Here is a 21,314-nt window from a genome sequence, read left to right on the forward strand (position 1 = left end):
GCAAACGACCGCCAGCTAGTTCTTATGAACGATAAAGAAAAAACATACTGGATATTTCAATTGATCGGATGGCCTTTGTGGCTCTCCAACGATCTGCTTACGTATTCGCTGGAATTCAAGGATACCGAAAATTGGGTGCTCGTACTCAACTACGTCATCAATATTATTCTTAGTATTTTTCTGACGCATCAGTACCGTCGTTACGTCAAAAAACACCACCGCGACGTACTGGATGCTCCCAAAGCCTTACCGCAGGTGCTGTGTACGGCCTTTCTGTTTGCCTGTATCATGACGGCTCTGAACATCCCATTCGATGTATTTACGACCGACTTGGAATCGCCCAGTGGGCATTTTCTGAGCTTTCTCTTTTTCTGGGGAAAACCCATGCTGATCTGGCTGATTCTGTATCATGTCTTTAAATACCTGGAAAGTACGCGGGAAATTGCCGTAGAAAAGGTCAAATTGGAGTCGCTGGCCAAGGAAACCGAAGCCAAGGTACTGCGGGCTCAGCTCAATCCGCACTTCATGTTCAATGCCCTCAACAGCATTCGGGCGTTGATTCTGGAAGACCCCGACCGGGCTCAGAAAGGAATTACGCAATTGTCGAATATCCTGCGGAGCAGTTTGCTGGCCGACCGTCGTCAGACCGTTACACTGGGCGAAGAAATGCGTACCGTGGACGATTATCTAGCTCTGGAAAAGATTCGGTACGAAGAACGACTCGAAGTACGCCGGAATGTTTACCCCGAAACCATCAATTGTCTGGTCCCACCCATGATGCTGCAGACGCTGGTTGAAAATGCCATCAAACATGGGGTTTCTAAACCCATCAAGGGCGGCTTTGTGAGTATCGAAACGCGGTTACAACAAAATAGACTGGACATTCGAATTTCGAATACGGGCATTCTACAGGATACCGAATCGGGTGGATTTGGTTTGAAAAATACGGAACGCCGCCTGAAACTTCTGTTCGGCGAAGAAGCAGAATTCAAGATCTATCAGTCGGCTAAAGATGTGGTTTGTGCGGAGATCGTGATTCCCATGGAAAATCCCAAGCCGAAAGAAGCACCCGTCGTGGTGAACGTCTAATAGTAAACTCCTTACAACATATAACTACCCAGCGGCTGCTCGCCGCTACTAGCTCCCTGTACTCAACCGAAATCGAATATGAAAGCACTCATTGTCGACGATGAACGATTGGCTCGTAATGAACTCAAACGCTTACTGGAAAATTTCCCCAAAGTTCATATTGCGGGCGAAGCCGCCAATGCCGATGAGGCCATTCAGCTGATTGATGAACTCAAGCCGGACCTGCTGTTTCTGGATATCCAGATGCCGGGTAAGAATGGCTTTGAATTGCTGCAAAGTCTGGAAGGCGATGTCCCCGAAGTGATCTTTACGACCGCTTACGACGAATACGCCATCAAGGCTTTTGAACAGAATGCTCTGGATTACCTGATGAAACCCGTGGAGCTGTCGCGTCTGACGGAAGCCATTCAACGGGCGGAAGAAGAAATCCACCATCACGAAATGGATGAAAAAGGCCGGGTGGATGGTACGATCAAAGCCCTGTCGGAAAACGATCAGATTTTCATTAAGGATGGTGAAAAGTGCTGGTTTGTGAAACTGGGCAAGGTGCGTTTGTTTGAAAGTATGGGCAACTACGTTCGCCTGCACTTCGACGACCAAAAGCCGCTGGTATTGAAATCCCTGAATGCTCTGGAGGACCGTCTGGACAGCAAGATTTACTTCCGAGCTAACCGCAAACACATCATCAATCTCAATTACATCGATAAGATCGAACCCTGGTTCTCGGGCGGACTGCTGGCTACTTTACGAAGCCCCGGCGACAAGCCCGAAAAGATCGAAATTTCCCGCCGTCAGGCCATTCGATTCAAAGAATTACTAAGTTTATAAGCCAGAAGCCAGTTTCGACTGGCTTTTGAATTTTCTCACCTATTGTCATGGCTGGTAAGAGCCAGTCTATTTTTGCCTGAACAGGGTTATGAATATCCTTACTTCCACGTACGGTTCCTATCAGTCGTACATTTTGAAAAACCCGATTACCGGTGATGAAGTACACATTTTGCCCGAGCTCGGTGGAATCATTCGTCAGTTGACGCTTACCAAGGAAGGCGAATCGTTTACGGTCATTGATACGCCCGCCGATGCAGAAGCCTTTGGGGCAAATCCTAAATATGCGAGTGCCTTTCTGTTTCCCTGGCCCAGTCGAATCAAAGACGGACACTATACCTACCGGGGCGAATCCTATCAGTTACCGATTAACGAACCGGAAAAGCAGGCCGCCATTCACGGGATCGTGCATCACGAAAATTTTGAAGTCGTCGAAGAATGGACCTCCGTTTCGGCAGCGGGGATTCGTCTGCGGTACGAACACGATGGGAGTTACGAGGGTTACCCCTTTCCGTTCCGGTTTGAAATCCGCTACGAGCTGCTGAGTACCGGAAAACTGGATATTATGCCGCAGGCCGTTAATACGGGTGGTGAAACCATGCCCGTCGCTCTGGGCTGGCATCCGTACTTTCAGCTACCTGGCGGGACAGTGGATGACTGGACGATCTATTTCCCGGCGGCCCAGCAAATCCACCTGGATGATGAATTCATGATGCCCGCTGGTAGCGAACCCTTTGATGCCACGGAAGGCTATAAATTGAAAAACCGCTCGCTGGATGCCATCTACCAGCTCAACGAAGCCGGTTACCTGACGCAGTTGGTATCCGCCAAACAAGGCGTGACCCTAAACCTGGAATACACGAGAGGGGAGGGGAAAGTGAACTATCAGGTCGTGTATACCTTCCCGGATCGGGAACGGGTAGCGATGGAACCGCTGACCGCCAATGTAAATGCTTTCAACAACGGCGAAGGTCTGTACGAACTCCAGCCCGAAGAAACGTACCAGATGAATTATCAGGTGTATTTGAGCTAGTGAATGGTGTTTAAGGAGAGGTCAAGGTTGAAAATGTTTGAGGTTTAATCAGGTATAAGGTTTGACAAGTTTCGATAGTTAAAACTCAAACACATCTTACAGTTGAAACTAACTTAAACTTCAAACCCAATTCAAACAAGCACATAAAAAAGACCCCGACTGATTTAGTCGGGGTCTTTTTTATGTGCTTGTTAATTTGTTTTAATCACTTTGTTAAAATGTTTAATCCCCTTATTATCTATGTATTCGATGAGGTATACTCCATTGGTTACCAAATTGCCAGAATTGGTTTTCCCATTCCATTCAACTATTCCTGAGGAAAGCTCTTGAGGTGTGAATTTCTTTACTAAGGTTCCTTTTAAATCATAGATTGAGCCTTTTTCATTGCCATAGTTGGCTTTTGGGAATTTGAAGGTCAATTTGTCTGAAAATGGATTAGGAAAGGCTTGTACGTTAGTTTTGTTTTCACTAGCTATGAAACCTCTTCTACCACTGTAAGATCCAAAATAGTAAACCTTGTATAGAACAATGGTATTATCGTAATTCTTCGTTGGAGAATTAATCTGGAATTCAAATTTAATTCCAAGTCCCATAGGCGTAGTATTACTATATGTTCCATAACAATTGTCTTCACCTACACTGCCAAACTCTATATTAGCTATATCTGCTATGTTAAAGAAACCTGTTCCTCCTACTGGATAATTTAAGGTTCGTGCCTGTACAGAAACTAAAGACATATTTAAATTATTATTAACAATATAAGAAATTGGTGCTCCTTTGTAGACAGTAGAATAATCAGTTACATAGGTTTGCTTATCAGCACAGTAGTACGTCTGTGAATTATCGAAGGCTACCATGTCTACATTACTAGTCAAATTAAATACACCCCAAGGTATGCTTTGTAAAGGTTTGTAGTAATCAGGACTACTAGGAATAGAACTTGACAAGGCAAAATCATATTCTACTACTTGAGTAGGGGTAGTCAACGTTCCTGTCAAAGATGCCGTTCCTTGAAAACTCATCGGTTCTCTACCCGCAGCAGCATTCTTGCCTGATACAAAATAATCAATTATTCCTACTACGTCTGTGAATGTTGAGAATATACTGAAGATTGAAGCAAAAAAGCCGGTAGTAGGTTTACCAAGATCTTTTAATGCCGTAGATCTATCTTTATAAACCTTGTACCCTTTACTTACAGCAGTCTTTACATCTCCTAATGGATCACTACCACCGGCACTACTTTTAGTGATTTCATCTAGTGTCAAAGAACCACTGACTTGTATAGCTGATTCATTAACAGCTTCTACACTTAAGTGTAGTATTGTATTCGAGCTAAGATCTGGTACGTATCCAGCAGTGATAAAGTCAGCATAAATCCACCCCTGACCTTGGTTCGCTTTGGTTATAACTACTTGTTTATTACTACCATCGTAATTATTTAAAGTTTGTAGACCTCCTCGTTTTTCAGTAAAAGAAAATAATGCTGACTTGGGAGAGCTACTTCTGAATGAAAGATATACCTTGAAAAAGGTATTTAATAATCCAGCAGAGTTGTAGATCATTACTCTGAAAACGCCTTTGTATTTATTATAAAGAATGAAGAACGGATAAGGAGGAGCACTAACAGAAGTTCCAAAATCTTTATAAGCAAGCATCCAACCGTCTTGCTGCCACATATCCTTCGCATCATTGTTTACAGCATCTGCAAGTTGGTGACCAGAAGAATAAAAAGGTAGTTGTATGCCATTTAATTGAATTGGGGTTGAACCATTTAAAGAATAATACATTGTATGGCCGGAACAACACTGTGTCCAATCCCAGTTTGGATTTATGTTAGGGCTTTCTAAAGGATCAAATGGATTTATATTCCTTGAAATTATTGTGGAAGGTTTAATTTTGATCTGAGCTATGCAGAGTGCAGGAGAAAATGCAAGCATTATCAGAACGATTTGCTTAAAAAGTGGATACTGTCTCATGGTTATAGAATTTAGAGTGGATAATTACTAAAGTAATAAGAACTGTATTTTGTATATCTAAGATATATTATTTTTAATGTAAACAATTAATAAAGGATTATAAAAAATAAAGGCTTCCAACTTAGAAAGTTGGAAGCCTTTATTTTTTACTTCAAATATTAGTTAAAGATGTAACGAACGCCAAACTGAGCATTCCATACATCGTTCGTGCTTAAGCTGCTAATGAAGCTATCCTCTAAGAGAACGGTTTGATTGTTTTTCGTTTGCGTAGCCATTCGGAATACGGGTTGACCGTTGGCATCAACCGAAGCAAATGAAAGCGGGCGGTTGTTTACTTGCGTATAACCTACACCCCATTTGTTGTTAAGCAGGTTACCAAAGTTGGTAACGTCTACCCGGAACTGAAGGGTGTTGCGGTTTTTGCCAGCTTTCAGATAGAATTCCTGTACAAAACTCAAATCCATGGTGTACACCCACGGACGAATACCCGCGTTACGTTGAATGTATTGACCCCGGTGCTTGCTCAAATAAGGATCTTGATTGATGTAACGCTCAAAAGCAGCTACCTGCTGATCCGCTGAGAACGAGTAAGCCGTAGCTCCGCTTCCGCCACTAACCGTAGCAAATTTTAACTCATTAGCGGAGTTAGGTACGTACAGGATGTCATTATTGGAAAGACCATCCCCATTCATATCACCACCGTATACGTATGAATACCGACCTTGGTTCCGAGCTTCGTAGAATAAGGAGATCTGGCTAGAACCACCAAATTGACCACCGTAGTTGATTTTATAGGAAGCTGACCCAATTACGCGGTGACGTTGCTCTTGATCTGAATACGTCAGGTCTACATAGTTACTACCACGTGAAGAAATCAGGTTAGTATAAGACGTAACGGCTGTCGAACCAGGGCTACCCAGATCTTTTGCTTCACCATAGGTGTACGCAGCCATGGCGTAGAATCCTTTCGTAAAGGGTTTCTCCAGTTTCGCAGTCAAGGTGTAGGCGTAACCCTTGTTCGTATTTTTCAATACCAGGTTGTTCACTACGTCATCGTTAATACGGATGGCATTCGTTAAAGCACTACCCGTCAAGCCAGAACCGGGGAAACGCGGACGATTGTCAGGACCCGTAAAGGTTCCGGTAGCAGATTCGCGGTTAGCATCGATGTAGTAGGTGGCATTTACGTTTTTGTTATACACCCCTTCTAAAGTCAAAATCATACCCAAAGGCAGTTTTTGATCGACGGCTAAGTTCGTTTTCCAAACCTGCGGGAATTTGTACTTGGGATCGGTTACGTTGATGTCGTACGTAACCCGGCCCGTTTGAGAAGTCGGCTTGTACACGCTAGGATCCGTGGTGAAGGGATACGCTGTAGTCCCTCTTGCTTCTACTAAACCAGACAATACACCGTTGTTACCGATTTGGTTAGAAATCCACACGTAAGGAGGGCGACCGGTGAAAATACCCGATCCTCCACGAATCTGGGTTGTACGATCATTCTTTACGTCCCAGTTAAAGCCAACGCGGGGTGACCATAAAGGACGAGCATCAGGCAATTTCGCCGTGTTGTATTGTACGGCAGCCCCGTTTTCATCTCTGAATGTGTAGCCAGCGACAACGGAGTTTTCAAAGCCAGTCTTTCCGAAGAAAGGAATATCAGCCCGTAAACCAGCCGTCAGCTTGAAATTCGGACGAACCTGGAAATCATCCTGAATGTAAATACCCGGATAGAACACTTTTAGCTGCTGAAGGGGTAAGCTATTGCCTTGCAGCGAGTAACGGTATTGGAATAAATTAACTGCTACGGGAGAAACGGTGCTTCCTGGAACAATCACCTGACCTGGCGTATAGGCATTCATTGCCGTTTTGAAATCGTCCAGGGAGTTGAAAACGTAAGAACCTAAAGCAGCCGAATAAAAAGAGTTATCTGAAGTAAAACGTTCTACGCTAATGCCCGCCGTCAGGGTATGTTTACCAGCAAAATAGGTAAAGTTATCAATGAACTGGAAGGTATTGTACCGAAGCAGGTTATAAGGCGTAAAGGGATCAGTACCGACTGAAATATACGTATTGCTATTGTTTAGAATATCAATCGTCGGGAACGCGGGAGCCAGGTACGAACGGTCTTCGTTATTATTGGTATAACCGATGATCAGGTTATTAGCCGCTTTACCATTCATCAACGTCGAGTTCAGCTCTCCAATCATTGATAAATAGTCTTCGTTGATGATATATCCAGAATTTTTATAGGACATCGCCGTTTGAAGCGTGCGACGGTTACCTAATCCAATCGAGTTACTGTTGGAGATATTCTGCTCACTGTTCGACTTCAGGTAAGAAACTCGGAAGTTGAATTTGTGATTATTATTAATGTTCCAATCAAAGCGAGCCAGATACTTATCTCCTTTGGTGTTCAGGTTATAGTTCTCGTAAGGACCCGTGTTGATGCCAAATTTGTCATTCATAATCTGTGACACGGCATCCAGGTCGGAAGCTTCTACCCGGGTAACGTTAGCACCGGAAAGGCCAGCTCGTTTTGCCAAAAAGGAAGTACCCGGATCTACCCGCTTTTCCAATTCAGCATTCACAAAGAAAAATAATTTGTCTTTGATGATAGGACCCCCTAAACGGAAGCCGTATACTGACTTATTGAACTGATTGATGGCGATTTTTTCACCGCGAGCCTCCCGACCTAAGTAAGCTGGACCTTCATTTCTCCACAAATAGAATGCAGAACCTGAAACTTGGTTAGTACCTGAGCGAGTAACCGCGTTAACTCCAGCACCGGTAAAGCCGGTTTGACGAACGTCGAAGGGAGCTACGTTCACCTGAACTTCTTCGATGGCGTCCAGAGAGATCGGAGCTACGCTTGTACGGGCTCCGGGTTGATCACCCAAACCAAAGCCGTTATTAAAGACAGCACCATCAATCGTGATGTTGTTCAAGCGGCTATCCTGACCACCGAACGAACGACCATTACCCTGAGGAGTCAAACGCGTAAAATCGTTGATGGTACGTCCAATGGTTGGTAAAGCCGCGAGTACATCTTTGCTAACGGTCGTAGCAGCACCGGTACGCTCAGAGCTGAAAATGTCACTCCGGGCACCAGAAACCACTACCTCAGAAAGCTGTTGACTTTCATCGGAAAGCGTAATATCCAGATTAGCGGCTGTACCCAGGTTGGCATACAAACCTTCTTCTGATTTTTCTTTGTAACCCACAAAGGTTACCGTCACCCGGTAAGGACCACCCACCCGAACGGCAGGAAGGGTATAGCGACCTGCATTGTTCGTGACCGTTCCATAGCGACTTCCGGAAGGAATGTGGATAGCTACAATGGAGGCACCGGGTAAGCCTTCTCCTTTGGCGTCGGACACCTGCCCCGTGATCGAAGAGGTTGTCACCTGGGCTTGTACTTGATTGAGACCACAAAGAGCGGCTAAGACTAGCCCCAGACACGCGAGCGTTCTCCTGGATTTTGCTAAAAGTGTTTTCACAATAGTTTGATTTGGGAATTTAAGGAAGTTGACTAGGTATAGATTTGATCAAGATGGTTGGCTGTTTATTAAAAAACCTGACAGAATAACTACTTAAACTGCCAGGTTTTTGGTACTGCGGACTAAGAAAAAATTAGAATGAATAACGGGCTCCGATCTGAGCGTTCCAGCGTGAGGCGAAATCGCTTACGATGTACGGACGGTACGTTCCATTGATGTTATTCATGTTATTAATGTTGAACTGGACAGCAGGCTTGGCAGCTGTTGGCGTGAAAGCCGTACCGTTCTGCGTTTGAGCACCAGAATTTACGACCGTAAACAAGTTAACCGATTGGTTAGACAACGAATACGCACGTCCCCAGTCCTTATTCAACAAGTTGCCTACGTTTAGTACATCGAAGAAAACTTGCAGACGGTTCTGGCCGAAGATGAAGTCCTGAGCCAAACGCAGATCGAAGTGGTTTTCGAAAGGCAGACGGTCACCGTTACGCACGGAGTTCTTACCCATTGTTTCTTTCAAATAACTATTGGCCTGAGCGAATGCTTGGAAGTCAGTCCACTGCTGTGCAGCCGTTGCTCCACCCCGAATATCAGCAAAATTAGCTTCGGAAAGGTTAGAGGGAATGTACGCAATCGTGTTCGATGCCGCACCTGAGATGTCATCACCCGTGATCGTCCGGTTGTATAGATAAGACATGCGTTGACCAGACTGACCCGTGTAAATCAAGGTAATGGTTGTCGCGAAGTTTTTAGCGTAACGGAATTCCTTGCTCAGGTTACCGACGATCCGCGAACCCATATCAAAGTTAGAATTCGCCAGATCCAGACGGTTCAAACCGTTGGTGGCATAAGCGAAACGCCAGTTTGAATAGGCTACCGAACTAGTCAAATCAGTCAGTGACTTGGTGCGTCCGTAGGTGTAGGCAATCATACCCGACCAGCCGCGATCAGCAGGTTTCTGAAGTTGTGCCGTAAGGCTGTAGCTGTACCCTTTATTCGTGTTTTTCAGCAGCAGTACGTCACCGAAAGAAGTTGTATTACGCTTCGTCCATAGGGGCCGAGTCGTCGTGCCTAATGTTACGGTTCCTTCGCCATTTTCGCTCAAGTTCAAGTTCTGGTAATTGGCGTTGTTGAGCGTCTTGGTGTAAATCGCTTCCAACGTTCCAACTAATCCCCAGATTCCCAACTTACGGTCCACGGCTAGGTTTGCCCGAAATACCTGAGGAAATTTGAAATTACGGTCAATCACGTTGATAACCGGAGATGCCGTCGTTACCGACGTTGGAATGTAAGCTCCGGCGTGTACGTCACTGGGGTTAAAGTTGTATTTGATTCCAGCTAAAGCTTCCCGTCCAGCAGCATTCGCATTAGAAACGCTGTAGTTGATATTCGTTACGCCCGTATTCGACAACTGGTTGGAAATCCATACGAAGGGAATACGACCTGTGAACAAGCCAGCTCCACCTCTAACCTGCGTAGAAGCATCCCCATTGATATCCCAATTAAAGCCTACCCGGGGTGAAAACAGAAGTTTGCCCTTAGGCATCTGGCTCGTGCTATAGCCGGGGAAAGCCGTAGCAAAAGCAGTATTTTCGGCAGGATCACTGAAGAATACGGGTAAATCCAAGCGTAAACCGTAGGTAAGTTTCAACCGATCTGTGGTATTCCAGACATCTTGAGCATAGACACTAAGCTGAGCTGCCCGGAGGTTCGCCGCTGCTTTATCCGCAGGATTAGAACTGGTTGAATACCCTACGTTGTACTGCGTAAGCCCTTTATTGGCAAAGAAATTAGAAATGCTTGAGGGATCAGTTGTACCACCTACACCAAATGTATAGTTTCCGTAGTACCCTTGCAGGAAGATATTCTTACTGCTAAAAAACTCGTCATTCGTACCAAAAGTAATTGTGTGCTTGCCTTTGTAGAGCGTAAAGTTGTCGGTAAGCGTAATGACATCCTGATCCAAACTGTTGGCCTGAGAAGAGTTTTCAGACCCTAAGTTATAGGTGATGGTAGCTTTTTGGCCTAAATCGTAACTATTGATTGTCAAGCCGGGGAAGAATCCCGTAGCCCGGCTGTCACGAACCGTATTATAAGTCAGGCGTAAAACGTTCGAAGCTTTTGACGAAAAGTTACTGTTCAACTCTAATACAGTTGAGTTGCTTTTGCTTACAAAGCGGTAACCGGTATTCGAGAACGGTACTGAAAAAGCCGTCCGACTCAGGGCATCATTGCTACCATTTACGTAATTATGACGCAGCGTCAGGGTATGCTTTTGGTTGATGTTCCAGTCCAGACGACCAAACAGCGAAGTAGACTTGTTTTCGTTGTTCAGAGCACCGTATGTTCCAGGATCATAACCGTAGTTAGTAATCATGTACTGACGCAGTACCTCGAGCGTATCCGCATTTGCCCTTGAACCTGACCCAGCTACAGTTGGATCAAAAGCCAAAGGAGTGGACTTTACAAAGCGCTCGCCGTTCAGGTAAAAGAACAGCTTGTTTTTAATAATTGGACCGCTCAAGCTGGCACCAAATGTCTTATTGCTGAACTCAGGGTAGGGGTTACGGGTCGTGTTTTCGTTGTAAGAAACACTTTTACCTACGAATTTATCATTCTGGAATTGCCCGTAAACGGAGCCATGGAAAGTGTTGGAACCACTTTTCGTAACGGCGTTGATACCGCCGCCTGTAAAACCACCATACGTGATGTCGTAAGGGGAGAGTACCACCTGCATTTCCTGAATGGTCTCAATGGAGATGGGGTTTAGGTTAGCCTGACCACCGTTTGTTCCCGTACCCGCCAGACCGAAAGCATCACTAGCATTGGCACCGTCAATGGTGAACTGATTATACCGATTGTTCTGACCGGCAAAAGAAGTACCTGAACCGGCTGTATTTGCTTGAGGGGTTAAACGCGTAAAGTCCTGCACGCTCCGGCTAATGGTGGGCAAGCTTTGCATCTGACGTAACGAAATGTACGTAGAAGCACCGTTTCTGACAGAACTAATAACGCTGCCTTTATCGGCTGTTACCGTTACTTCCTGTAAATTGGCTGAGCCGCCTTCTAGTGTAATATTAGCCGAAAGTGGGGTGCCTAAGGCAACGGCTAAATCCGTGAGTTTTTTGGGTGAGTAACCTACAAAGGTAACCTCTAATGAATAGGGACCGCCCACCCGTAAGTTTGGAAGTGTGTATTGCCCGTTTTCACGAGTGACAGTGCCGTACACTGTGCCAGTAGGTTCATGCGTAGCCTTAACCGTGGCACCAGGTAATGCCTCTCCATTATTATCAGTGATACGACCAACAATGGAAGAAGTGGTAACCTGAGCATAGGTGGTTTTGCCCGCTACTAGTAGCAACAGCGTCACCATAACTCCTAAAGCTCGGGTTAGTGGTAAAAATTTCCTCATCATAAGAAATTTGTGAATGAATTAAATTGAACTTTTTACAGGGTATGCTATGTAAAATTCAATACAAAGAAACACATGTTTTTGTCTTTTTTCAAGTCTTGCTTTTTTGATTTGGATTTAAATTATTACAATAATGTATTGATTTATAGGAAATGCTCAGTTTTGTATTTAAATAAATCAATTTTCATAATGTTAAATAATCATTAAGTTTTTGTTTATGGTAAGATTGTACTATTTCCATACGACTCTTTTGAAAAGAACAACTCGTCTTATTTTTACAGAATCTAAATTATCTTGCTATTTCCGATGAATTAGCCACTTCTACTCAAATTAGAACCGCTAAATATTTGCGTATTAGGTGTATCGCCAATTAAAATTAGCCTACAGGCTCTAAATGGGTCTTATAGTATACGTTGAAATTAAACTAAGCCAAAGAATTGACAATTACGTAAGGGATTATACGAAGCGATCTGTATAGGAAACTTAGGAACTTCGTTAGCTATACGATGGCCAGAATCAACAGCCGATTAAAGCAGTCCTGCCCGCGTAAGACCGCCCTTTTATGAACCGTAAATGCGGGATTGCTGTTATCTTTGCCAATTAATCAGCAAACTTCTTTCTTCTCAGGTTATACGCTTATTAGCATCCCCAATTATGAAAAGAATATATCTGGATAATGCGGCGACTACTCCTCTAGACCCGCTGGTACTGGAAGAGATGCTTCCCCTGATGCGGGAGCAATTTGGTAATCCTTCGTCCATTCATGGTCATGGCCGCGTGGTACGTTCAGCGATTGAAAAGGCCCGGAAAAAAGTGGCCGAGCTGCTGAACACTTCGCCTTCAGAAATCTTTTTCACCTCGGGAGGAACGGAAGCCGACAATACCATTATCCAGAATACGGTTCTTGCCAAAGGAATCAAACATATCATCACGTCTAAAATTGAGCATCACGCGGTGCTGCATACGGCGGAGGAGCTCCAGAAACGAGGACTTGCTAACGTCTCTTTCGTGGAACTGGACGCCAAAGGTTACGTAGACTACGGGCATCTGGAGGAGTTGCTAAAAACGGACCCCACCAGCCTGATTTCACTCATGCATGGTAACAACGAAGTGGGAAACCTGCTGGATCTGGATCGGGTAGGAGAACTGGCGACGGCGTACGGAGCCCTGTTCCATTCGGATACGGTACAAACGATGGGCCATTACGTACACGACCTGCAACGTCTGAAGACAAACTTCATCGTGGGGGCGGCCCATAAATTCCACGGCCCCAAGGGCGTTGGATTCATGTACCTGCAAAGCGGCACCCGGATTCCTCCTTTCATTCACGGGGGAGCCCAGGAGCGTAACATGCGGGGTGGAACGGAAAACGTCTACGGCATTGCCGGACTGGCGAAAGCCCTGGAGCTGGCGTATGCCGAAATGAGCGAACACCAGCAACATGTGCAGGGTTTGAAATCGTACATGATCGAACGGCTGAAAGAGGCCATCCCTGACGTACGTTTCAACGGTGATCCGGAAAACTCGGCACAGAGCCTGTATACGGTGCTGAACGTAAGTTTCCCGCCCACTGCCGATAGCGAAATGCTGTTGTTCAACTTGGATATCGAAGGTATTTCTGCTTCGGGTGGTTCCGCCTGTAGCAGTGGTTCAGACGTAGGCTCACACGTGCTGACGGCTCTTAAAGCCGACCCTTCACGTCCTTCGGCCCGCTTTTCGTTCTCGAAATACAATACTCGGGAGGAAATTGATACGGTGGTAGAAAAACTCACGGTCATCGTCGGAGTGGAGCGGGTAAGCTAATCTAACTCAGGTTGTCACTATACTTCATTGCCAGTCTTCGGACTGGCAATTTTTGTTTGCCATCGAGTCCAGGGATAAGGCAACCACACCAGTAAGGCCGCCACGAGAATGACGACTCCACAGACAGCCCCCAAAACCGGAGCGGATACACTCATCTGGGCCTGACCCGAGACATAAGCCCCGGTGATGTCGGTTAGGTTAACCATCGCCATATACGCGGTAAACTGCGACCCTTCCACGGACTTCCGGCAAAGTGCCATGAGTACGGGCATACTGGCTACGCTGAAACTCGGGTCCATCATGGAAAGGGCCACCAAGCCCGTTCGCCCTACAGGCAGTTCGTGCCAGTAGATATGCAGTAAATTGAACGTAACTAAAAATAGCCCAGCTCCAAGCATGACCCGGCCCATCAGTCGCTGGGCTCCCATGCGATCGGCAATAATCCCACCCAAGAGTACAACAGCAATCACGACCAGCGTACCCAAAGTGCCCTGTAGAACAGATACGTCCGTGTCCGACCAGCCCAGTCGCTGAATCAGGTGTACGGAATAAGCCCGGCTGAATACCGCCTGACAGCCATAATACAGAAGGATAGGAATAAACAGCCGCAGGCTCCGTTTTTCGGTTAAACCCTGAAAGAGTTCGCGGAATAATCCTCTGGCTGAAGGAAGACTAGCCTGTACGAAAGGGATTTGTTTCATGGACAACAACGCCTGCTCGGGTCGTTCTTTGATAAAAAAGGTCAGTACGGTTAGCGATAAAAGTACCAGCGACTGCGTCCATACGGCCGCATGAAATCCATAGGCGTGCAGTACTACTGCCAATCCGGCAGAGCCGAGCGAAATGCCGCCGAGGAAACCGCCCCGCATGACGGCAGTAAGGCGACCGCGTTCGTTTTCCGGAATGACAGAAATAGCCAATGCATCTACGCTGGCGTCCTGCACCGAAGCAAAAACACTATGTACGAAAAAGGCCAGTTGCAGCGAGGATAGCTCCCGAATTGGATCGTCGACAACCAATAAACCCAGTGAGGCTAGTAGAGCGAGAGTCTGAGCGAGCAATACCCAGGGCCGCCGCCGGCCCATAGTGGATTGCTGATACTTGTCAATGAGAGGTCCCCAGATGAATTGAAAAGACCAGGGCAGGCCAACCGTTGCGGCAAAAACTCCCACTGCAGCCGGTGAGATCTGATGAGCAGTGAGATAATTAGCCAGGGTGTATAAACCGAAACCCGCCGGAATGCCCTGCATGACGTATAAGTAGAAAAAGGCAAAATAGCGTAACCAGCGACGTTCACTCAGAGCTAACGGATACGCGGATGATTCCAGCGGCATGTAAAAGAGCATTATTACCCTTTCATAACTTTCTGAAAATGAATTTGTTTAAGGGGATTTTTCGGGCAATGGGAAGTGCGTTTTTCGTATGTTAGGTAACTGCACGGTGAGTTACCCCGCATTTCATACGGGGCTATTGACATTGAGTCCCTCTGGAATTGGGGTATTCGATGGAAGTAAGGAGCTACTGGTGCAAGTTTCCAAACGTGTACCTACCATCTGGCAGTTTCTTACTGCCTTGTTACGCAAGATAAAAGCAGGTAAGAACCTGCCTGGATATTGTACCGGTTAGGAAACCTGCACTAGTGAGCAGCCATCCGTATGCCGTTGGAAAGAATTGCCTTATTTTATTAAAGTATAAGGTGATAAATAGATTCATAAAATTTGGTGAATCACGGGATTTCTTTTCCCAAATGTTTCCAGAATTGACTTCTTGTTTTGCAGGCATCGATCGCATCGTTAAACGGTCGGTATATGCGTATGAACTCTCTTCCCTTGAATTTTTTGTGTAGGAAAAGCCCGCGAAGGTTCTTGCTCGGGGCCTGTCTGCTGGGAGCCCTGCCCAGTATGGGTCAGGTGCAAACCTTACGGGAGGTACTCGACCGAAGCGTTACGCAGTATCCACTACTGAAAGCCAAACAATCGGAAATTCAGAGTGCCCAGCAGCGGGAGTCGGCGGCCCTGACCGAGCGACTACCCATCGTAACGCTTCAGCACCAGTATAACTACGCCACTAACAACAGCATCACGGGGTCGGTCTTCAATAACGAAGGAACCGCCGTGGCCATTTCTGGTGGGGTACGTCCCGAAAACAATTATGAAGGCGTATTTGGCAGTTTCACCACGGCCGTTGCGGAGTGGCGGGTCATTAATTTCGGTCGCGTAAAAGCGAACATCAAAGCCGCGAACGCCGAGGTTCATCGTTCTGAAGAAGACTACGCGAACGAACGCTTTCAGCATCAGGTACGGGTGACCGATGCCTATCTGACGCTTTTGATTCAACAGAAACTGGTAACCATCCAACAACAGAACCTGGATCGGGCCATGACCTTCAAACGGATCGTCGACTCCGGCGTTCGCTCCGGTATGCGTCCCGGTGTGGATAGCTCGCTGGCGACGGCAGAGGCGTCACGGGCCCGCATTCTGTTACTGGAAAGTCAGCAACAGGAACAGGTACAGCGACTCCGGCTTTCGGAACTGACGGGATTGGTACAGGATAACTTGCAGGTAGATAGCCTGTCTTTTTATACCCAGCTACCCCTGTCGCCCGCCGCGAGTGACAGTTTGTTCCGTAACCATCCGGCTTTACGATTTTCCCGCAGCCAGATCGACTGGGCTGCCGCCCGCAGCACGGCCACCAGCCGCTCGCTGTGGCCCACGATCTCGCTGGTGGGGGCAGGCTGGGCGAGGGGTTCAGGGGTACAAAACGATGGAGATGTCTACCGAACGGACCTGTCCAACGGCATCCGGTATCAGGTAGGTAATTACCTCTTTGGGGTGGCGGCCCGCTGGAACCTGACGAATGCCTTACGCCTCAAACGCGAATACCGGGGAGAGGTCGCCCAGACCGAACGCTTCCAACACCTGTATCAGGAACAGGATAATCGCCTGCAACGGATTCAGCGGGAATCTGAGACCCAGTTTCGCGTCGCCCTTGAACAGGCCCGACAGGCTCCCGTGCAGTTACGGGCCGCTCGACAGGCGTACAATCAGGCTCAGGCTCGCTACAAAAACGGCCTCGCCGATTTGCCCACGGTACTACAAACCTTCCTAACCCTCAACCGGGCCGAGGTAGATACCTACGTTTCCACCAGTAATGCCTGGAGATCCCTCTTACGCATCGCCGCCGCCGAAGGTGATCTGGCGGTGTTTCTGAATCAAGTGCCTAAATGAGTTTTGGGTTTGGTGTTAAGGGTTTTGAGTTGAGATAACGCTAAACCCCAAACATAAAAACACTAAACCCCAAACGCTAAACTCACAACGCTCATGCATCAACTCATTCGATCCGCTTTGCGGAAGCCCATTTCGGTGGTGGTGGCCGTGGTAGGGTTACTGTTCTTTTCGGTACTGTCCCTGCGAACGATTCCCGTCGATATCTTTCCGAATCTTGATCTGCCCACCATTTATGTCGTGCAACCCTACGGCGGTATGGCTCCTGACCAGATGGATGGCTTCATTGCCACCCGGTATCAGGACCACTTCCTGTACGTATCCGGTATTAAGGATGTTGACGTGAAAACCATTCAGGGTTTGTCCCTGATCAAATTGCAGTTTTATCCGGGTACGGACATGGCTCAGGCGGCGGCGGAGGTCGCCAACAACGTCTCTCGGGCGAAGGCCTACATGCCCGAAGGGACGGTGCCGCCGCAGGTCGTTCGCTTCGATGCCAGCTCCGTACCCGTCGGGCAGCTCGTGTTTGAAAGTGCTACCCGCTCCCTCAACGAAATTCAGGATTATGCCTCCTCGCGGGTACGACCCATGTTCTCACGAATTGAGGGCGTATCGAGTCCTCCGCCCTTTGGCGGGAACCAGCGGACCATCGTCGTACGCGTCGATCCCAAACGCATCCAGAGTTATCAGCTGACGCCGGAAGAGGTCATTAAAGCCATCGTCAGCAATAACCAGCCCTCGCCCGCCGGGAATATTCGGGTGGGAGATAAGGCGGTAATGACGCCCGTCAACTCATTAGTACAGAAACCCGAAGATTTTCTGAACATCCCGATTCGCACGGGTTCGGGTCCAACCGTTTTTGTGCGGGACATCGGTACGGTGGAAGACGGTGCCGACGTGACGGTCAGTTATGCCCTCGTGAACGGTCGCCGGGCGGTGTACATCCCCGTCGTAAAAAAATCAGATGCTTCGACACTACAGGTAGTAACGAACCTGAAAAATGCGTTGCCCGAAATCCAGAAATCCGTACCCGAAGACGTCAAGATTTCCTACGAATTTGACCAGTCCGTTTACGTAACCAATGCCCTGAAAAGTCTGGTGACGGAAGGGGTACTCGGAGCCTTGCTGACGGGTTTGATGGTACTGCTCTTCCTGCGGGACTGGCGAAGTGTGATTATCGTAGTGCTGACCATTCCGATTTCGGTACTGATTGCGGTGATGATGCTCCATCTGTTCGGGCAGTCCATCAATACGATGACCCTTTCGGGACTGGCTCTGGCCGTAGGGATTCTGGTCGATCAGGCGACGGTATCCATTGAAAATATTCACCAGCACCTGGAAATGGGAAAACCCAAGGCCCAGGCTATCTGGGAGGCTTGTAAGGAAATTGTATTTCCCGAGTTTCTGATTCTGTTGGCCATTCTGGCGGTATTCGCTCCGGCCTTTGTGATGACGGGAGTACCGAAGTCCATGTTTTTGCCGCTTTCGCTTTCGGTGGGTTTTGCAATGATCGCGTCGTTTTTGCTCTCGCAGACCCTTGTACCGGTGCTTTCTAACTGGTTGCTCAAATCCCATCCTTCGCACGAAGCCCCCACGCTGGCTCTGGACGAACGGGAACGATTGGGCATCCTGGAGGAAGATACGCACGAACCCAAAACGGGTTTCGAACGCTTCAAACACCGGTATACGCAGTTTTTACAAAAGCTCATTGCTCGCCGCAAGCTGGTCGTAACCGCCTATTTACTGGGTAGTATCGGGCTGATTGTGTTGTGCTTTCAATGGCTTGGGACGGACATTCTGCCGCACGCCAATAGTCACCAGTTTCAAATGCGGATTCGCGTACCGGACGGCACGCGGGTCGAACGGACGGAAACCGCAACGCTGAAAATCCTGGATATTATTAAGGAGGCCGTGGGCCCCGAAAACGTGGAAATTTCCTCGGCCTACGTTGGTACGGTGCCTTCGAGTTATGGTACTTCCAACATTTTCGTCTTCAATAGCGGTCCGCACGAAGCCGTGATGCAGGTATCCTTGAAGGAGGAGTACCACGTAAAAATGGACAACCTCAAGGAAGAACTCCGCCGCCGGATTGGCCAGGCCCTGCCGAGTACCCGCATTTCCTTCGAACCCATTGAGCTGACCGACAAGATGATGAGCCAGGGATCGGCGACGCCCATTGAAGTAAGCGTGGCGGCGAAAGATCTGAAGGAAGCCGGACGATTTGCCCAGCGGATCAAGGCCAATATGGAAAAGATCGATTTCCTACGGGATGTGCAAATTGCCCAGCCGCTGGACTATCCCGTCCTGCGGGTGACGATGGATCGGGAGCGAGCCGGACAACTGGGCGTAACCTCCACGCAGGTGGCCCGATCAATGGTGGCGGCTACATCTTCCAGCCGGTTTACGGATAAAAACCTCTGGCTAGATGATGCGAAAGGATTGGCCTACCAGGTACAGGTACAGATTCCCGAGTACCTGATGACTTCCTCAAACGAGATTGGAAACATTCCGCTCAAGTCCGGGGAAATGCACCCCGTACTATCAGACGTAGCCCGCTTTACGGAAGAAACCGCTCCGGGCGAGTACGACCGGGCCGGACCGAACCGGCTGGTGACCATCAATGCCAACTTGCAGAAAATCGATTTGGGAACGGCCCAGAAAGCCGTACAACAGGCCATCAAAGACGCGGGTGACCCACCCCGGGGGGTGATTGTTGAGCTGAAAGGACAGACCCAACTGCTGACGGATACGCTCAGTGGTTTGCAAACGGGTTTGATCGTAGCTATCGTCATTATTTTCCTGCTGCTGAGTGCGAATTACCAGTCGCTGAAATTATCACTGGTGATACTGTCGGCCGTACCCGCCGTAGTTGCCGGAGCCTTGCTGATGCTGCTGGCCTGCGGGGCTACGCTGAATCTGCAATCGTACATGGGCCTCATTATGTCGGTAGGGGTATCGGTAGCGAATGCCATTCTGATGGTTACCAATGCCGAAAACTTGCGGCTTTCCATTCGAAACGCCAACCGGGCCGTAGTACTAGCGGCGGGTAGCCGGATTCGTCCCATTCTGATGACCAGTATTGCAATGGTGGCGGGGATGTTACCCATGGCCTCGGGTCTGGGTGAAGGGGGTGATCAGATTTCACCGCTGGGACAGGCCGTTATCGGAGGTCTGGTGGCTTCAACCCTGGCCGCCCTGCTGATTCTGCCCTGTGTGTTCACGCAGGTACAGGCGAAAGCCTCCTTCCAGTCGGTATCCCTGGATCCCGAAGATCCCGAAAGCAAATCTTTTCAACTTCAAGAAGAAACGGTATGAAACCCTCATTTAATTGGCTCCTGATTCCGGCTCTGGCTAGTCTGTACGCTTGCAGTTCCGCCGGAAGTGAAACAAAAAAAGCGGAGGCAAAACCCGCCGCTCCGGCCCGGCTCGAATCCACGCAGGTACGAGAAATGCAACCCAGTAAAGAAGTAACCCTACCCGGCGAATTACTGCCCTGGAACCGGGTAAATCTATACGCCAAAGTAAAAGGCTTCGTCCGTCAGGTCAGCGTAGACCGTGGTACCTGGGTTCGCAAAGGGCAGGTACTCGTGCAACTCGAAGCCCCGGAAGTACTGGCGGAGGTCAATCAGGCCCAGGCTCAAGTACAGGCTCAGCAGGCCAATCTTATCCAGCAACAATCCAAATACCGGGCCAGTAAGCTCACCTATCGCCGATTGCTGGAAACCAACCGGATGGAAGGAGCAGTTTCTTTGCAGGAAATCGATCAGGCTCAATCCCGAATGGAGGCCGACAGTGCGTTGGTACTATCCGCTCAGGAAAGCGTGCAGGCATCAAAAGCCAATCTGCGGAGTAAGCAGGATTTAAAACAGTACCTGACGCTGACAGCTCCCTTCGACGGGGTGATTATCGAACGGAATATCAGTCCTGGAGCCCTGGTCGGAGCGGGAGAAGCCGGAAAGCCTCTCTTGGTACTGGAAGACAGCCGCACGCTCAGGCTCACGGTAGCCATTCCCGAAGCCTATGCCAATCAGCTGGGTAAAAAGAGTACGGTCGATTTTACGGTGAACGCCATTCCCGAACGCGTATTTAAAGGAAGTCTGGCCCGTAGTGCCGAAAGTCTGCAGGCCGCCCAGCGTTCGATGATGGCTGAATTTGATATTCCAAATACGAAAGGCGAACTGAAAGCAGGCATGTACGCTCAGGTACGACTGCCCGTCGAACGCTCGCAGCCTACGCTATTTGTACCTCGAACGGCGGTTGTGACTTCTTCGGAAAAAGTATTCGTGATTCGAATGAATGGCGACAAAGCCCAATGGGTAACCGTTGATACCGGAAACACACTCGATAGTTTAGTGGAAGTATTCGGAAACGTAAAAGCCGGAGACGTACTGGTACGAAAAGCTTCCGAAGAAATTCGGGACGGGCAGACGGTGCGGGTGAATTAGTAGGGGA

Annotated in this window: 11 protein-coding genes; 7 read left to right on the forward strand and 4 right to left on the reverse strand. The window is 48.1% G+C overall.

All coding sequences use genetic code 11. The features are described from left to right. Positions 1 to 24 precede the first annotated feature (24 nt). From C5O19_RS07365 to C5O19_RS07375, 3 genes are all read left to right on the forward strand, one after another. Positions 25 to 1,089: a sensor histidine kinase gene (locus C5O19_RS07365; protein ID WP_104710961.1), complete on the forward strand. Its 1,065-nt coding sequence runs from the start codon at positions 25 to 27 to the stop codon at positions 1,087 to 1,089. Between the two features lie 78 nt (positions 1,090 to 1,167). Beyond that, entirely contained in the window at positions 1,168 to 1,917 is a 750-nt protein-coding gene (locus C5O19_RS07370) for a LytR/AlgR family response regulator transcription factor (RefSeq protein ID WP_102200484.1), read from the forward strand. 88 nt (positions 1,918 to 2,005) lie between these two features. Beyond that, complete coding sequence (locus C5O19_RS07375) at positions 2,006 to 2,947, forward strand: aldose 1-epimerase (RefSeq protein ID WP_104710962.1); 942 nt, start codon at positions 2,006 to 2,008, stop codon at positions 2,945 to 2,947. A gap of 191 nt (positions 2,948 to 3,138) precedes the next feature. Here C5O19_RS07375 and C5O19_RS07380 read toward each other — a convergent pair whose 3' ends face one another. The 3 genes from C5O19_RS07380 to C5O19_RS07390 all read right to left on the reverse strand — a co-directional run bounded on the left by C5O19_RS07380 (position 3,139) and on the right by C5O19_RS07390 (position 11,796). Next, complete coding sequence (locus tag C5O19_RS07380; protein ID WP_108724058.1) at positions 3,139 to 4,923, reverse strand: T9SS type A sorting domain-containing protein; 1,785 nt, start codon at positions 4,921 to 4,923, stop codon at positions 3,139 to 3,141. Positions 4,924 to 5,081: 158 nt separating this feature from the next. Further along, the gene (locus C5O19_RS07385) at positions 5,082 to 8,423 is read right to left on the reverse strand and encodes a TonB-dependent receptor (protein ID WP_243406341.1); all 3,342 of its coding nucleotides are present in this window, start codon (positions 8,421 to 8,423) and stop codon (positions 5,082 to 5,084) included. A gap of 133 nt (positions 8,424 to 8,556) precedes the next feature. Beyond that, a complete protein-coding gene (locus tag C5O19_RS07390) occupies positions 8,557 to 11,796 on the reverse strand; it encodes a TonB-dependent receptor (protein WP_165795962.1) in 3,240 nt (1,079 codons plus the stop codon). 693 nt (positions 11,797 to 12,489) lie between these two features. On the opposite strand from C5O19_RS07390, the gene C5O19_RS07395 reads away from it, so the two are divergent. Then, on the forward strand, positions 12,490 to 13,638 hold the full coding sequence (locus tag C5O19_RS07395; protein ID WP_104710969.1) for a cysteine desulfurase family protein: 1,149 nt from the start codon (positions 12,490 to 12,492) through the stop codon (positions 13,636 to 13,638). A 17-nt stretch (positions 13,639 to 13,655) separates the two neighbouring features. Here C5O19_RS07395 and C5O19_RS07400 read toward each other — a convergent pair whose 3' ends face one another. After that, positions 13,656 to 14,972: an MFS transporter gene (locus tag C5O19_RS07400; RefSeq protein WP_243406342.1), complete on the reverse strand. Its 1,317-nt coding sequence runs from the start codon at positions 14,970 to 14,972 to the stop codon at positions 13,656 to 13,658. Between the two features lie 531 nt (positions 14,973 to 15,503). Here C5O19_RS07400 and C5O19_RS07405 point away from each other — a divergent pair. The 3 genes from C5O19_RS07405 (at position 15,504) to C5O19_RS07415 (ending at position 21,307) form a co-directional block, all read left to right on the forward strand. Further along, positions 15,504 to 16,865, forward strand: a complete 1,362-nt coding sequence (locus C5O19_RS07405; RefSeq protein WP_243406343.1) for a TolC family protein — start codon at positions 15,504 to 15,506, stop codon at positions 16,863 to 16,865. A 93-nt stretch (positions 16,866 to 16,958) separates the two neighbouring features. Further along, positions 16,959 to 20,177 carry an efflux RND transporter permease subunit gene (locus C5O19_RS07410; RefSeq protein ID WP_104710973.1) on the forward strand — a complete coding sequence of 1,073 codons (3,219 nt, stop codon included), beginning with the start codon at positions 16,959 to 16,961 and terminating at the stop codon, positions 20,175 to 20,177. Continuing rightward, the gene (locus tag C5O19_RS07415) at positions 20,174 to 21,307 is read left to right on the forward strand and encodes an efflux RND transporter periplasmic adaptor subunit (RefSeq protein WP_104710976.1); all 1,134 of its coding nucleotides are present in this window, start codon (positions 20,174 to 20,176) and stop codon (positions 21,305 to 21,307) included. The genes C5O19_RS07410 and C5O19_RS07415 overlap by 4 nt, the downstream gene beginning before the upstream one ends. The last annotated feature ends 7 nt before the right edge of the window (positions 21,308 to 21,314 follow it).

Source organism: Siphonobacter curvatus (assembly GCF_002943425.1).
Taxonomy (GTDB): Bacteria; Bacteroidota; Bacteroidia; order Cytophagales; family Spirosomataceae; genus Siphonobacter; species Siphonobacter curvatus.